The sequence below is a fragment of the Bacillus rhizoplanae genome (assembly GCF_917563915.1).
Lineage (GTDB): Bacteria > Bacillota > Bacilli > Bacillales > Bacillaceae_G > Bacillus_A > Bacillus_A rhizoplanae.
The window spans coordinates 1-15,399 of the sequence record NZ_CAKJTI010000004.1 but is presented as its reverse complement, the minus strand read 5'-3'; the positions used below and the strand labels follow the sequence as shown (position 1 = coordinate 15,399).

Genomic DNA, 15,399 nt, shown 5'->3' with positions numbered 1-15,399 from the left:
GGTGTTATTGTAGAGTGGTAATTTTGTATGAAGGAAATGGGGATGTGCGTTCATTTAGTAAATCTAATAAATAGGGACTTGCTGTTAAAGCTCTGCGTTTCATCATACTGAATTATAGAAATGCCTTTTTTGTTGTATAAAAATAAACATAGAAAAGGGAGAGTATTATGAAAAAACTTAAGTTACCTAAGTATTTTAACGTTTTAAGTGTTGCTGCATTAAGTGCTTGTCTAGCTTTATCACCTATTACTATTCATGCTGCTGAGCAAAATGTATCACAGGAAAATTATGACCATTCTAGCGAGAAAAAGGATGGTGTAAACAACTTAAACGAAAAACGTTCCGTTAAGAGTCTAAGGTTTATTGGAGAGAAAAAAATCCCGTTCAATGAGAATTTTGAAGGAACTACTGTGGGCGGCCTTTCAGGACTTAGGTACGATTCTAAAAGTGACACATGGGTTATGATAAGCGACGACAGATCAAGTTATAATCCTGCGCGTTTTTATAATGCTAGGCTCAACTATAATCCCCAAGGTTTTCATTCTATTCAATTGACCGGAGTGAATTTTTTAAAGCAAGCTGACGGAAGCGTTTATCCCAATCAAACACAATACACCACTCAGGGTGGAGAAGTTCCAGATTTTGAATCCATAAACATTGATCCTCTAGATGGGAGTATTTGGTATACGAGTGAGGGCGATCGTTCTCTTGGCTTAAATCCGTTCGTGAAACATGCCACTCGTGATGGACAATACTTGTCTACATTGTCTCTGCCGGAAATATTTAAAGTATCACCAACACAAGAGACTGGGGCACGTAATAACCTGAGTTTTGAAGGTTCTACGTTTGCACCCGACGGTAAGTCGCTATGGGTTGCAATGGAAGGTCCATTATATCAGGACGGGCCTATACCTACTGCAAACTCCGGGGCACTTTCACGGATCACTCAATATGATCGTAAAGGGAATGTACTCGGACAGTACGCATACCCTATTGATCCAATTCCAGCAACGCCAGCGCCTGGTAAATACGCAGATAATGGCGTGTCAGAGATCCTTGCGGTAAACAACCATGAGTTATTAACAGTTGAACGTTCTGGTGTACAAGGTGAAGATGGAACCTTTAAAAACTATATTCGTATTTATGAGATTGATCTTAACGGAGCTAGTGATATTAGTCATATAGATTCGTTACAAGAAAGCAAATTTAAGCCTGTTAAAAAGCGTCTGATTCTTGATTTGAACACATTAGGTTTATCTAAACTAGACAATATCGAAGGCATCTCTTGGGGTCCTAAACTTGCAAACGGGAACGACAGCCTTGTACTAGTTTCAGATAATAATTTCAACTCTAGTCAGGTAACACAGTTCTTAGCATTTGAAGTATTGTCAAAAAAGTCACCTCTCAAAAACTGACGGCTTACATAAAAAGATGTCGATTTTTTTCATTGCACGAACGAAGTAAAATAGATCCATAAACAAGTAACACATGATAAAATAAAACAAAACATATGTTCTGTTTTCGCGGTTGCATATGTTTATGACTACTAAACATGTTAGAAAGAGGTGTTTTTCATGATTTTAGGTATTAACCCTTATTTAGTGACGAATGGCAATGGACAAGAAGCAGTTAAATTTTATGAAAACGCATTGGATGCAAAGGTTGAAATGCTTCAAACGTTTGGAGACATGCCTGAAGATCCAGAATTTCCGATTCCTGCTGAGGTAAAAGATCGTGTGTTACATGCACATTTAAAAGTCGGTGATACGGATCTTATGATTTCTGATACATTCCCAGGTAAACCATATGAAATTGGATCACAAGTGACTATATTCATCGGGATAAATGATATAGAAAAATCAAAAGAAGTATTTGAAAAATTACAAGACGGCGGTCAAGTAGTAATGCCGCTTCAAGAAACATTCTGGAGTCCATTATACGGCCAAGTGAAAGATAAATTCGGTGTAGAATGGCAAATTTCAACGGTTGTTTGCCGATAATAATTCATATAAGAAGGAGCTGACTACAAAAAGTCAGCTCCTTTTATTTTTCAATTTGCATTTATATAAAGCATCGATAGTTCATTAACGTTTAGCATCTTTAGTAACATTAAGTTTTGAGATTCTTTTACCGTCTTTATAGTCAAGGCAAGAAACCTCAATCAACAATCCATTAAATACTGTAAAGTAGAAGCCATAACTACTACCTCTCATCTTATAAGGTTCTTTATCTATTTCAATACCTCCATCTATTAAGCGATCATATAATTGATCAACTTCATTTGGTTCTTCTACTAAGAAACCAATATGAAAAGCTTCCGGGTATATCGCATCTTTTCCCCCTTTAAACGCTTTTGGATCACTTAATACAAGAATAAATCCATCATTATCACTCATCACTACAAGAGCTTTTCCTTTCTCTTCTAAACATTGAAAATCAAAAAATGTTTCAAAAAAAACTTTTGCTGCCGATAAATCATTCACACATAAATTCAAATGATTCAGCTTCATCTACTCATCTCCTTTTAAACGGGAAAGTGTTAGGAAATTCTTAATGATCTTAACGAATCTACTGAGACCTATTTCGAATTACAGATTATTTCATATAGATTACGACAAGCATCCATAAAGCCAAAGCACCAACGATAGCAAGTGCTATACGCGTAGATCGTATCCGCACTTCGAAGTCGGTTTTCTTGGATGGTTCAGGATATGCAATTACGTAAATTCCCTTTAATAGCGCGAGCCATGCAATGATTGTGATGAATCCCTGCCAGTTGAGTGCCCATACATTATGCAGGATAACAGTGCCTAACCCTAAAAAAATCGATAGAAAGCCATACATAATCCCAAATCCTCTGTCCTCGACTACTAATTTTTTCAGCTCACGTAGTACGGATGGACGTACGAAAAGTATTCCTGATACGATAACTATCATCCATCCCCAAAACAGTCCTAAAAAGGTGCTTGCTTCCATTATTATCTCACTCCTTTTGATTATATTTATATTTCAGGCATTTCCTCCTTTAGAACACTTTCATGTGTAAGCTAAAGGAGAAGGGAGTAGCACCATTATTTCGCGAATTATGTCAGCATTTGCTTAGCACGAAATTCGAGCAGGGTTATAAAAAAATCAACCAAACTATCTTATTTTCACATAAAAAGATGTCGATTTTTTTCATTGCACGAACGAAGTAAAATAGTTCCATAAGCAAGTAATATATGATAAAATAATAGAAACGTATGTTCTGTTTCGCGGTTACATATGTTAAACATTTTAGAAAGAGGTGCTTGTGATGATTTTAGGTATTAACCCGTATTTAGTGACGAATGGTAATGGACAAGAAGCAGTTAAGTTTTACGAAAACGCATTGGATGCAAAGGTTGAAATGCTTCAAACGTTTGGAGAAATGCCAGAAAATCCAGAATACCCGATTCCTGCTGAGGCGAAAGATCGTATTTTACATGCACATTTAAAAGTTGGTAATACGGATCTTATGATTTCTGATACGTTCCCAGGTCAGTCACACGAAATTGGATCGCAATTGACTATAGCAATTCACATACAAGATGGAGAAAAATCAAAAGAAGTATTTGAAAAATTACAAGACGGTGGTCAAGTAGTAATGCCGCTTCAAGAAACTTTCTGGAGCCCGTTATACGGCCAAGTGAAAGATAAATTCGGTGTGGAATGGCAAGTTTCAACGCTAGGTGCTGATAATAAGTAATTGCTAGGAAAAAACGGGACTGACCTACCTTTAGGGTCAGTCCCGTTTTTACGTGTTCGCCGATATATCGGCGCTTTTCGCAATATATCGGCGGAAAACATATATTTATCGGCGCTTTTTACAATATATCGACGACTCGACACAATATAAAGACCCTTCGACTATGTTCGACATGCGAGTCATCAAGCTACGCTGGAACTGGACCTCTAAAAAAAGGTATCATCTTTTCTTTTTCCTTAATTTGTGTACTATAAGAGATAGAAAGACATACAGAAGGGGATTTTCGAATGGAATTTCATGAACAAAAAATATTACCAGCTGTTCGGCAAATCAAGGATTTAGAAAAGTTGTTACATAGTTCGTATGAATATATTGTAATTTTAGATATTCATGTCGGTCAGTTGAAAAGTGTCGTGGCGTTAGCGAAGCAGCATGGTAAGAAAGTCTTTTTACATGTCGATTTAATTCATGGCTTGCAAAGTGATGCGTATGCAACGGAATATGTATGCCAGGAGTTTCGCCCATATGGTTTGTTATCTACGAAATCAAGTGTGATTATGAAAGCGAAGCAAAAAGGTGTCGTTGCGATTCAACGCGTTTTCTTAATTGACTCTAGTGCAATGGAAAAAAGTTGTGCTCTTTTAGAAAAGACAAAGCCAGATTACATTGAAGTGTTGCCGGGAGCTTTAACGGACGTGATTGCAGAAGTGAAAGAACGGACCGGATTATCTATTTTAGCAGGTGGATTTATTCGCACGGTTGATGATGTGGAAAGGGCTTTAGAAGCTGGTGCAACAGCGATTACAACATCGAAAAAAGAGTTATGGAAACATTTTCATGAAAAATGACAAAAATGTGGAAAAATTTAATTGACACCGCTTTCAATTGCAGTTAACATTATAAACAAGTTAATAAACGTGACGGAGAAAAGAAGAGATCCACATTTCATTGTTTCTATGTTTCTATAGAAACTTGTATTTGTGGATTTTTTCTTTTGAAAAAAAGAATGGCCATTCAGTTTTCCTCTTTCACTGAAAGCGTTTTAATTTGATTATGGAGGGGTTATATGTCACCATTTTTAGGGGAGTTAATAGGGACAGCAATACTAATCATTCTTGGCGGCGGTGTTTGTGCTGGTGTAAGTTTAAAGAAATCGTTTGCGCAAAATTCAGGATGGATCGTTATTACGATGGGATGGGGCTTAGCGGTTTCAGTAGCTGCTTATGCAGTTGGATCAATTAGCGGAGCACATTTAAATCCAGCGGTAACAATTGGACTTGCGTTTAAAGGAGCATTTCCTTGGAGTGACGTACCAGGTTATATCGCAGCACAAATGCTGGGGGCAATGATTGGGGCAGTTATTGTATATTTACATTACTTACCACATTGGAAAGAAACAGAAGATGCAGGCACAAAGTTAGGCGTATTTGCAACAGGACCGGCAATTCCAAATACATTTGCAAACCTTTTAAGTGAAATTATTGGAACTTTTATTTTAGTACTTGGTATTTTAGCAATTGGTGCAAATAAATTTGCGGATGGTTTAAATCCATTTGTCGTAGGTTTCTTAATTGTAAGTATTGGTTTATCATTAGGAGGAACAACTGGTTACGCAATCAATCCAGCACGTGACTTAGGACCTCGTATTGCACACTTCCTTCTACCGATTCCGGGAAAAGGCGGATCGAACTGGAAATACGCATGGATTCCAGTTGTAGGACCGATTTTAGGCGGATCATTAGCAGGATTATTCCATCAAGTTGTATTTGAAGGAAAGCAAAACTCAGCACTTATCTATGTAGTAATTGTAACAGTGATTGTTCTAGCAATCTCTTATATGACAAGCAAACAGAGCGGAAAAAATACAAATACTAGAAAAGTAGCGTAAGGGGGAAATACATATGGAAAAATTCATTCTTTCATTAGACCAAGGAACAACAAGTTCGCGTGCGATTCTTTTTAATAAAGAAGGTAAAATTGTACATGTTGCGCAAAAAGAATTTACACAACATTTTCCAAAGCCAGGTTGGGTTGAGCATAATCCACAAGAAATTTGGGGATCGATTTTAGCGGTTATTGCAAGCTGTTTAAGTGAAGCAAACGTAAAACCGGAGCAAATCGCGAGTATCGGGATTACAAACCAACGTGAAACAACAGTTGTATGGGAAAAAGAAACAGGAAAACCTGTATACAATGCAATCGTATGGCAATCTCGTCAAACAGCCGAAATTTGTGACGAGCTAAAAGGAAAAGGTTATAACGATATGGTTCGTGAAAAAACAGGCCTTTTAATTGACGCATACTTCTCTGGTACAAAAGTAAAATGGATTTTAGATAACGTAGAAGGTGCAAGAGAGAAAGCGGAGCGCGGTGAATTATTATTTGGAACAATTGATACGTGGCTTGTATGGAAATTATCTGGTGGTAACGTTCACGTAACAGATTATTCCAATGCATCTCGTACATTAATGTATAACATTCATGAATTAAAATGGGACGAAGAGCTTCTTGCTATGTTAACAGTGCCAGCGAGCATGCTTCCAGAAGTACGTCCATCTTCTGAAGTATACGGTCATACAGTTGATTATCATTTCTTCGGTCAAAATGTACCGATTGCAGGCATTGCAGGTGACCAACAAGCGGCATTATTTGGCCAAGCTTGCTTCGGTGAAGGTATGGCGAAAAATACGTACGGAACAGGCTGCTTTATGTTAATGAACACGGGTGAAAAAGCAGTAGCATCTGAGAATGGCCTATTAACAACAATTGCATGGGGCTTAAACGGGAAAGTAGAATACGCATTAGAAGGTAGTATTTTCGTAGCAGGTTCTGCCATTCAGTGGCTGCGCGATGGACTGCGTATGTTCAAGGATGCAAGTGAAAGTGAAGCGTATGCGACTCGCGTTGCGTCAACTGACGGCGTATATGTTGTACCTGCATTTGTTGGACTTGGAACACCATATTGGGATAGTGAAGTACGCGGCGCAGTATTCGGTTTAACACGCGGTACAACGAAAGAGCACTTTGTACGTGCAACGCTTGAATCGTTAGCATATCAAACGAAAGATGTATTATGCGCAATGGAAGCTGATTCTGGTATTGAGTTAAAAACATTACGTGTAGATGGCGGCGCAGTGAAAAATAACTTCCTAATGCAGTTCCAAGGTGATATTTTAGGCGTGCCGGTAGAGCGTCCAGAAGTAAACGAAACAACAGCTTTAGGAGCAGCATATTTAGCGGGTCTTGCAGTTGGGTATTGGAAAGATCAAGAGGAAATCGCAGCACAGTGGAATATGGATAAGAGCTTTGCACCAGCAATGGAAGCGGGTACAAGTGAAGAACTATATGCTGGCTGGAAAAAAGCAATTGAAGCAACAAAAGCTTTTAAATAATTATAAACAGTGTTATTATGATGATAAGTTAATAATTCGGTAGGAGATTTGGAGAGACCACAACGCGCTATAGAAGCAATTCTATGGTGATGTTTGTGGTCTCTTTTTTTCGTAATTAAAAGGAGGAATTACCATGAAATTCTCAAGTAAACAACGTCAAAATGTTTTAAATGAAGTAAATAAACAAGAGTTAGACATTATTGTTATCGGCGGTGGAATCACAGGGTCTGGTATTGCATTAGATGCAGCAAAACGCGGGTTATCAACAGTTGTGTTTGAAATGCAAGACTTTGCAGCAGGTACATCAAGTCGTTCCACAAAGCTTGTTCATGGCGGTTTACGTTATTTAAAACAGTTTGAAGTGAAAATGGTAGCTGAAGTTGGAAAGGAACGTGCGATTGTATATGAGAACGGCCCACATGTAACAACACCAGAGTGGATGTTGCTTCCGTTTCATAAAGGCGGTACGTTCGGTGCATTTAGTACATCAATTGGTCTTCGCGTATACGACTTTTTAGCGGGTGTTAAGAAAAGTGAGCGCAGAAAGATGTTTAGTCGCGAAGAAACAATGAAGAGAGAACCGCTTGTGAAACAAGATGGATTAAGAGGCGGCGGTTACTACGTAGAATATCGTACAGATGATGCGCGTTTAACAATTGAAGTTATGAAAGAAGCGATTAAACATGGTGCAAAAGCAGTGAACTATGCAAAAGTAGACGGCTTCTTATACAAAGATGGAAAAGTATGCGGCGTACGTGTAGTTGATGTGTTAGACGGAAAAGTATATGAAGTGTACGGTAAAAAGATTGTCAATGCAGCAGGACCTTGGGTAGATACGCTTCGTGAAAAAGATAATTCGAGAAAAGGGAAAGTATTGCAGTTATCAAAAGGTGTTCACCTTGTTATTGATCAAAAACGTTTCCCATTAGGGCAAGCAATTTACTTTGATACACCAGATGGACGTATGGTATTTGCGATTCCACGTGGGGGTAAAACGTACGTAGGTACAACAGATACATTTTACGATAAAGACGCAGCGGTACCAAAAATGACAACAGAAGATCGCACGTATATTATTAATGCGATTAACTACATGTTCCCAACTGTAAAAATTACAGAAAAGGATATTGAATCAAGCTGGGCAGGCGTTCGTCCATTAATTTATGAAGAAGGAAAGAGTGCATCTGAAATTTCTCGTAAAGATGAAATTTGGACTTCTGAATCTGGTTTAATTACAATTGCCGGCGGAAAGTTAACAGGATACCGCAAAATGGCAGAGATGGTTGTCGATTATGTCACATCTTTACTACAAAAAGAAGGTCACGGTTCATACCCTGCAAGCTCAACGAAGCATATGCCAATCTCTGGTGGTCATGTTGGCGGTTCTAAAAATTTCTCAACATTCATTGCCAAAAAAGCACAAGAAGGTACAAAATACGGTTTAACAGTAGAGCAAGCTGAGCAATTTGCGAAGTTCTACGGTTCAAACGTTGATGTTCTCTTTGAGTTAGCGAAAGAATATAAAGAAGATGCAGAACGCTATAATATGCCGCTGGATGTACTTCTTCCACTTGTATACGCGATGGAGTTCGAAATGACAACAAAACCAGTTGATTTCTTCGTACGCCGTATGGGAGCTGTGTTCTTCAACATTCACTGGGTATATAAATGGAAAGAGGCTGTAATCAATTACATGGCAGGAGCATTAAACTGGAGCGGGGAAGAAAAGCTGAAATATACAGCTGAATTAGATGCAGCATTAACAGATGCGGTTGTTCCGGTTGATCAACAAGAGCATGCGTCTGCGTTGGCATAAAAAGCATCTCTAATTAATGAAATAAATATATACGTTTTTTGAACTGAAACCCGAATTGTGGACATTACAAAAGTACACAATTCGGGTTTTTTTCTTGGTAAAATGGTGCCGGAATCGACATACACACGAATTACGTATGTTATTTTTTTGCAAAGTACACGTGTACAAACAGCTTGTCCCTTTTGCGCATAGTATGATAGTACATTATGCATGAAAGGATGTGATATTTTTTTGATAATTGAAATGATTAATGAATCGACAGGATTTTTAACAGGACTTTTACTTAGCTTCTTTTATTTTACAATCCTTGTTGTTGTAGCCGGAATCACAGTGAAAAATTGGAGATCATTCCTTAAGTGGATGAACTTGTTAATCTTATATCATGCTTTTATCTATGTGGGTGTTCGACCGTTTATTTATAAAACGAAGTTTCCACCTGTTGAGCAAACTATTTGGAGATTTGCAACTGTATATCTTCTCATCAATGCTGTCATTCTATTTATTAAGTCACTGGAACACGGTAAAAAAGATTGATATAAAGTGAAACTTCCATCAGTGGGGGTTTTCTTCATCTCCCCACTGATGGTTAGTTGAACCAATCGGGCTCTTACGGGCAGTTATCCCCCACCTGGCTTCTTCGCTTTCGCTGCATCTTGAGGTGGGGGTCTCACTGCCCGTTAGTGCGGGATAAATTCATTTAAATAGCGAAACAAATGGAACAGAACGGAAATCCTTTTCTTCAAATGTACAAAAGAGCAACTTTATTTTAGATACGGAGTGATGAATGATAAGGCGTTTTAATGCATGGCTTGGTGACAAACTGGCCCTATGGTTTTCTACAATGGCTTGCTTTTATATCGTTTTTGGGCTTGTAATTGTGCCGCTTTTCTTTCAGCATCCAAATACTCTTGTGGAATGGGTAGAGTACGTAGTACAGACGATCTTTCAAGGCATTGCCTTACCTGTCATCGGATATGTAGCAAGAATCGCCGGGGAAAAAGATGAAAAAATTATAGGTGAGACTCATGATACGGTGATGGAGGAATTGGCTTTAGTAAAGGAAGAATTAGCGCTGGCACGAGAACAGTACGATACTTTACAAAAAGTTGAAAAAATTATAGGTGAGACTCATGATACAGTGATGGAGGAATTGACTTTAGTAAAGGAAGAATTGGTACTAGCACGAGAACAGCACGATGTTTTACAAAAAGTCATAGACGAATTACAACAACATCTGAAAGAGAAATAGACTTTAACGATCCCGCAATGCGGGTCGTTTTTTGTGTGATAGATATATATTGAAATAGAAATAAAACTTTCTACTCTATAAACAAATGCAAAATGGCGGACTGCAAAGAGTGACTACTAAATCAGCGTTGTTTAGGATTTTTGGATCGATTACATCCAATGTTTAATCTGAAATATTAATGTTCCCCTCTTTCATAGCCTTAGTCGCATTAGGAGTTACTCCATGCGCTTCAATACCTGCAGAATACAGTCACCTAAGTATTGTTTCCCCCAGCCTTCTGGCTGCGACATGAGTTTCCTGAAAATTGTCTTCTTATTTTCCATATTGTGTTCCACTTTTGTTGTGAAGTTTATATAGCTGGATCTTTAAAGTATTTACGTTTGAACCAGAGAGCGACATTTACAAGTACAATCATTACGGGCACTTCTACTAACGGTCTAATCACAACTGTAAATGCTGCGCCGGAATGAATACCGAATACACCAACGGCCACTGCGATTACCAATTCAAAGTTGTTGCTTACTGCCGTAAATACTAATGTAGTTGTCACAGAATAATTGGTCCCAATTTTCTTTCCCATGAAGAAGAGAACGAAAACATCACAATAAAGTAAATCCGAAGAGGGACAGCAGTTCGTACTACATCTAGTGGCAAACTAACAATTATTTCTCCTTTTAAAGAGAACATAATAATAATTGTAAAATGATTGGGTACTTGAAAAATAGTAGCATCTAAAATACGTATACGTTGAAAATAAGAAGTGTATTGGTTTGAAATTTGAGATGAATCGTTTAGTTTGCTTTTGACTAAAAGGGAAAATACGCGCTGTAGAAATAAAACAGCGTATCGGTTAAAACGTTGATTAAGTCCTTCTGGACTTATGAGTGTAGCTGTATTTGCATAAAGTCGACTACATAATCGAGTGAGAGAATCGCTTGCTACGTGTTGACTAATCCAAATACATAAAGCAGTCAATTCTCGTGCGCCATACTTACTTTTACGTTTTACGAAACCCGTCTCCTGCGCGAGCTGTTGAAGGATGTTTGGAGATAGATATCGCTGTAGTTCTTCAGCGAATAAATGAAACTCATCTTGAATCGATAGAGTCATACAAAACGCCATCCCTTCTGTATATTTCTACAAAAAGAATAGCGTTTTTTTGATTATATGGATACAAATTTATCTTAGCTATAGCGATGTGGTGCTACCCCATAATGGAAATGATAATCATGCAAAAAAACGATTCTCTTCACAATAAAAAGAATCGGTTTCTAGTTTTATCCTCTAGATAACATTGGATTAATGAATGAGGAAACTGGGATATTATTACTTGAGAGCATTAATTGTAATCGTGGCAGCCTGCGCGACCAGTTCATTATCATAGGTAGCATCCTTTGTATCACGACTGGACAGAATTGCAATGATAATGGGTTCTCTATTCGGTGGCCAAACGATTGCAATATCATTTCGTGTTCCGTAGCTTCCGGCTCCTGATTTATCAGCGACTTCCCAGTCTTTTGGTACGCCAGCGCGGATGAGTTTGTCTCCTGTAGCGTTTCCGCGCATCCAATCCGTAAGAATTTTACGTTTGTCAGCTGGGAGTGCATTTCCAACTGTGAAAGCCTTAAGATCGGTAGCAAGTGCTTTAGCTGTACTTGTATCACGGATGTCACCAGGAATTGCTTCGTTTAAATCTGTCTCAAAGCGATCTGCCTGGGTAACTCCATCATCAATCTGTTTGAGCGCTTTTTCAAATCCTTTAGGCCCGTCTAGTTCCTTAAATAAAAGGTTCCCTGCGGTATTATCACTGTAACGAACGGCAGCTTCTGCAATCTCTCCAAGTGTCATACCGGTATCTACATATTTCTCTGTAATGGGTGAATATTCAACTAGATCATCTTTTGTATAAGTGATAACTTCGTTTAATTTGTCAATTGGATTTTGCATTAGCACTGCTCCTGCAGCTAAAGCCTTATATGTTGATGCGAAAGCAAACCGTTCATTTTGTTTATAAGAAACTGTTCGATTTGTACCAGTATCAATAGCATAGACACCTAGTCGAGCGTCGAACTTTTTCTCAAGTTGAGCGAACTCTTGATGAGTCGCATGGTTTGTATGCTTGGTTTGCTTTGTTTTTTCTTTTGCTTCCACTTGCAATGGTTCACCTGTAAAGAGTTTTACACTTGCAAGACTTAAACTTAGTATGCCAACACACATCACTATTTTTAGCATCCTTGTACTTTTCAAAATGATCATTCCTTTCAGACTTTTAATACTTAAAACAAATGTTAAATTAGATACAATGTATACAATTTGAACACCAGTTTTTACTATTACATGTAAAACCTCCTAATTATTTGATTAGACTCTTATGTACGAATTGAAAAAACAACCTTATTCAAGGAGTTTCAAAAGATTACATTTGTAGTCTGATTACATCTGTAGTACAATACTACAAATGTAATCAAATAAAGTCAACTCTTTATTTTTTACCACCAAGCTACTATAAATATGCTATATACCTGTTTTTAAAAATTTAAAAATCCAAGAGAGTTGGTGTTGAGAGACATGTTTTTAACTCATTTTATAATTGGCCTATTGGTGTCTTCATTTTCCGTTACTGTTATTCTACTTATACGAAAATGGTTTGGAAGACAGCTAACAGCAAAATGGCACTATCATTTGTGGATGTTTCTTTTTATCGCTTTAGCACTTCCATTCATACCTACTCATTTATATAATTTTAGTTCTCTCTTTAACGGTGGGGATACATATCAGACTAATGCGCTCAGCCCTAATACAGAAATAAATGGAACTAATATGATGCAGGGCCTACACCTGATACAAGACTTTTCTGTATCTGTCAATCGGCCGGATCTGTCCTTACTTAATATGGGAGTGATGGGATTATGGATGTCAGGGGTGCTATTATACACTTTTACTATGGTTCGTGGATGGATTACACTTAGAAGGATAAAGAATTATTCTTCTACGTTTTCCAATCAAGAAGTTCTCGTGCTTTTCGAAGAATGCAAGAAAAGACTACAGATTAAAAAATCAATAAAGATTGTTATTTCAAAAAAAGTCCAATCGCCAATGATATTCGGACTTTTTCAAACATATATCGTCTTACCTTCTCAGCATGAAAGCTGGCTCAGCTTGAAACATTACGAGTATATCTTTCTTCATGAACTGAATCACTATAAAAATAAGGATCTGCTGACAAATTACGTGATATTGTTCTATCAAATCATTTATTGGTTTAATCCCCTTGTCTGGCTTGCTTTTAGAGAAATGAGATTAGATCGGGAAATCGCATGTGATACATCTGTTTTACATTTACTAGATGATAATTCATTTAGTGAATATGGAAATACAATCATTAATTTTTTGGATCTTTCGAAACGGTCAAGTAAGCTACAATTAGTAACAAAAATAAACGGTTCGAAGAGTCAAATCAAAAAACGAATTGAACAAATTGCTGCCTATAAGCCTGGCGCAAAGAAATCAATAAGAAAAAGCGTCTTTATTTATGTGTTGGCCAGTATCATTTTGACAGTTCAATTACCTGTCATTTCTGTATTTGCGACGGAGAACGACCGATACTATTTTAATAATGACGGAACAGTTTATGAGGATTTACATCAATTCTTTAAAGGGTATGAAGGAAGTTTTGTTTTATATGATCATAGTGCAAAACAATATCGCATTTATAATGAAGAGAAAAGTACGTTGCGGGTATCACCTGATTCCACATACAAAATCTATAGTGCCTTATTTGCACTAGAATCAAATGTGATATCACCCGAAGAATCCACCCTTTCATGGGATGGGACGGAGCAACCCTATGACGCTTGGAATATGGATCAGGATGTCTCATCTGCTTTACAAAAATCTGTAAACTGGTATTTCCAAGAACTAGATCGTAGAACAGGACTTGAAACAATACAATCTAATCTACAAGATATAAACTATGGAAACTCCAATGTATCTGGGGGATTAGGTGAATTCTGGCACGAATCCTCATTAAAAATTTCTCCAGTCGAGCAAGTGCAACTGCTGCAGGCCTTTTATTATAATCAATTAGGATATAAGGAAATGAATATCCAAGCTGTGAAAGAAGCACTACTCTTAGAAAAGAATGAAGAAGCTCGCCTATCAGGAAAAACGGGTACAGGAACAGTGAATGGAAAAAACATCAATGGTTGGTTTATCGGGTATGTAGAGACGAAGAACAATACTTATTTCTTTGCTACCAATATACAAAATGAAGATGATGCATCTGGAAGCAAGGCTATAGAAATTACTTTATCAATTTTAAAAGATTTAGGAATCTATTAAAGAAAATGGAGGGGATAAATATGGAGAAAAACATTCCTAGTATATCAGAAGCAGAATGGGAAATCATGAACGTGCTTTGGGATAAATCTCCTCAAACAGCGAATAACATCATACTTTCCTTACAGGAGAGTACTGATTGGAAGCCGAAAACCATACGCACTCTTCTCGATCGATTGGTTCAAAAAGATGTAGTAGGTGTCAATAAAAATCTAAGAGTTTACACCTTTTACCCGCTCTATACACAGGAAGAGTGCCAGCGTGCCGAGACCAAATCATTTATCAAGCGTATCTATGGAGGTACCCTGAAATCCATGCTTGCCCAATTCATTCAGGAAGATACCCTATCTGATGATGAAATCAATGAACTACGCTTTATTTTAGATAAGAAACCTAAAAAGCAATAATATTAAAAAAGGCGATTTGGAATTTTTACAAATCGCCTTTTTTCGGTCGAAATCGAAATAGCGGGGGACATATTACTCATGTAATTATCATTTCTACTCAGATTAAAAAGAATCATTTTCTTCCCGTCCGTTAGTCATAATGAACGAAACGACCCCAGTTTGCTAAACGTAGGTTACACTTGGTCATAATGTTAGCGTCAAAAACTAACAACCAAGTGTAGAGCTACATGGGGTCGCACCACATGCCCATCAACTTAAGTAAACAAATCCACCCCCATACGATAAAATGAGCTTTTTGGTTACAAGTTAGCACAAAATTTCGTTCTGGGGGTACTAAAAAATTTTAGCTTGATGGCTATGGGGTATCGCCACATGCCCATCAAGCTAAGCTTATATAAGTTTAATTTCACATAAGATTTTTTCTTTTTTCTAAAGGTCCAGTGTAAGTTCTTTAAAGATTTGCATACTAA

General features: G+C 37.5%; 14 protein-coding genes and 3 pseudogenes. 11 read left to right on the top strand and 6 right to left on the bottom strand.

What is annotated here, in order from left to right:
- Positions 1 to 167 precede the first annotated feature (167 nt).
- The gene (locus LRP84_RS05645) at positions 168 to 1,415 is read left to right on the top strand and encodes an esterase-like activity of phytase family protein (protein WP_230574183.1); all 1,248 of its coding nucleotides are present in this window, start codon (positions 168 to 170) and stop codon (positions 1,413 to 1,415) included.
- Positions 1,416 to 1,574: 159 nt separating this feature from the next.
- Complete coding sequence (locus LRP84_RS05640) at positions 1,575 to 2,000, top strand: VOC family protein (protein WP_230574182.1); 426 nt, start codon at positions 1,575 to 1,577, stop codon at positions 1,998 to 2,000.
- A gap of 84 nt (positions 2,001 to 2,084) precedes the next feature.
- Here the strand turns inward: LRP84_RS05640 and LRP84_RS05635 are convergent, their stop codons facing one another.
- Together LRP84_RS05635 and LRP84_RS05630 are read right to left on the bottom strand one after the other, a co-directional pair.
- Positions 2,085 to 2,510, bottom strand: a complete 426-nt coding sequence (locus tag LRP84_RS05635) for a VOC family protein (protein WP_230574181.1) — start codon at positions 2,508 to 2,510, stop codon at positions 2,085 to 2,087.
- An 85-nt stretch (positions 2,511 to 2,595) separates the two neighbouring features.
- Positions 2,596 to 2,976, bottom strand: coding sequence for a hypothetical protein (locus LRP84_RS05630; RefSeq protein WP_230574180.1), 381 nt, complete (start codon positions 2,974 to 2,976; stop codon positions 2,596 to 2,598).
- Between the two features lie 319 nt (positions 2,977 to 3,295).
- Here LRP84_RS05630 and LRP84_RS05625 point away from each other — a divergent pair, with 319 nt between their 5' ends.
- The 7 genes from LRP84_RS05625 to LRP84_RS05595 all read left to right on the top strand — a co-directional run bounded on the left by LRP84_RS05625 (position 3,296) and on the right by LRP84_RS05595 (position 10,184).
- On the top strand, positions 3,296 to 3,727 hold the full coding sequence (locus LRP84_RS05625) for a VOC family protein (RefSeq protein ID WP_230574179.1): 432 nt from the start codon (positions 3,296 to 3,298) through the stop codon (positions 3,725 to 3,727).
- A 287-nt stretch (positions 3,728 to 4,014) separates the two neighbouring features.
- Positions 4,015 to 4,575, top strand: coding sequence for a glycerol-3-phosphate responsive antiterminator (locus LRP84_RS05620; protein WP_230574178.1), 561 nt, complete (start codon positions 4,015 to 4,017; stop codon positions 4,573 to 4,575).
- Positions 4,576 to 4,793: 218 nt separating this feature from the next.
- Positions 4,794 to 5,615 carry an MIP/aquaporin family protein gene (locus tag LRP84_RS05615; protein WP_230574177.1) on the top strand — a complete coding sequence of 274 codons (822 nt, stop codon included), beginning with the start codon at positions 4,794 to 4,796 and terminating at the stop codon, positions 5,613 to 5,615.
- Between the two features lie 13 nt (positions 5,616 to 5,628).
- Positions 5,629 to 7,119 carry a glycerol kinase GlpK gene (gene glpK, locus LRP84_RS05610; protein ID WP_230574176.1) on the top strand — a complete coding sequence of 497 codons (1,491 nt, stop codon included), beginning with the start codon at positions 5,629 to 5,631 and terminating at the stop codon, positions 7,117 to 7,119.
- Between the two features lie 133 nt (positions 7,120 to 7,252).
- Positions 7,253 to 8,935: a glycerol-3-phosphate dehydrogenase/oxidase gene (locus tag LRP84_RS05605; protein ID WP_230574175.1), complete on the top strand. Its 1,683-nt coding sequence runs from the start codon at positions 7,253 to 7,255 to the stop codon at positions 8,933 to 8,935.
- Positions 8,936 to 9,166: 231 nt separating this feature from the next.
- Entirely contained in the window at positions 9,167 to 9,469 is a 303-nt protein-coding gene (locus tag LRP84_RS05600) for a hypothetical protein (protein WP_230574174.1), read from the top strand.
- Between the two features lie 250 nt (positions 9,470 to 9,719).
- Positions 9,720 to 10,184 (top strand): hypothetical protein, encoded by a 465-nt coding sequence (locus LRP84_RS05595; protein WP_230574173.1) that lies wholly within the window; start codon positions 9,720 to 9,722, stop codon positions 10,182 to 10,184.
- An 81-nt stretch (positions 10,185 to 10,265) separates the two neighbouring features.
- Here the strand turns inward: LRP84_RS05595 and LRP84_RS05590 are convergent.
- The 4 genes and pseudogenes from LRP84_RS05590 to bla all read right to left on the bottom strand — a co-directional run.
- A pseudogene (locus LRP84_RS05590) lies at positions 10,266 to 10,507 on the bottom strand (low molecular weight phosphatase family protein); the annotation flags it as partial.
- A 26-nt stretch (positions 10,508 to 10,533) separates the two neighbouring features.
- Positions 10,534 to 10,886: pseudogene (locus LRP84_RS05585) on the bottom strand (arsenic resistance protein); the annotation flags it as partial.
- Positions 10,884 to 11,294 (bottom strand): annotated as a pseudogene (locus LRP84_RS05580) (transposase); the annotation flags it as partial. The pseudogenes LRP84_RS05585 and LRP84_RS05580, both read right to left, overlap by 3 nt.
- Positions 11,295 to 11,510: 216 nt before the next feature.
- Complete coding sequence (gene bla, locus LRP84_RS05575) at positions 11,511 to 12,440, bottom strand: class A beta-lactamase (RefSeq protein ID WP_437438763.1); 930 nt, start codon at positions 12,438 to 12,440, stop codon at positions 11,511 to 11,513.
- A 312-nt stretch (positions 12,441 to 12,752) separates the two neighbouring features.
- Here bla and LRP84_RS05570 point away from each other — a divergent pair, with 312 nt between their 5' ends.
- Both LRP84_RS05570 and blaI read left to right on the top strand, forming a co-directional pair.
- Positions 12,753 to 14,525 (top strand): BlaR1 family beta-lactam sensor/signal transducer, encoded by a 1,773-nt coding sequence (locus LRP84_RS05570; protein ID WP_230574399.1) that lies wholly within the window; start codon positions 12,753 to 12,755, stop codon positions 14,523 to 14,525.
- 20 nt (positions 14,526 to 14,545) lie between these two features.
- Entirely contained in the window at positions 14,546 to 14,929 is a 384-nt protein-coding gene (blaI, locus tag LRP84_RS05565; protein ID WP_230574172.1) for a penicillinase repressor BlaI, read from the top strand.
- Positions 14,930 to 15,399: the final 470 nt, after the last annotated feature.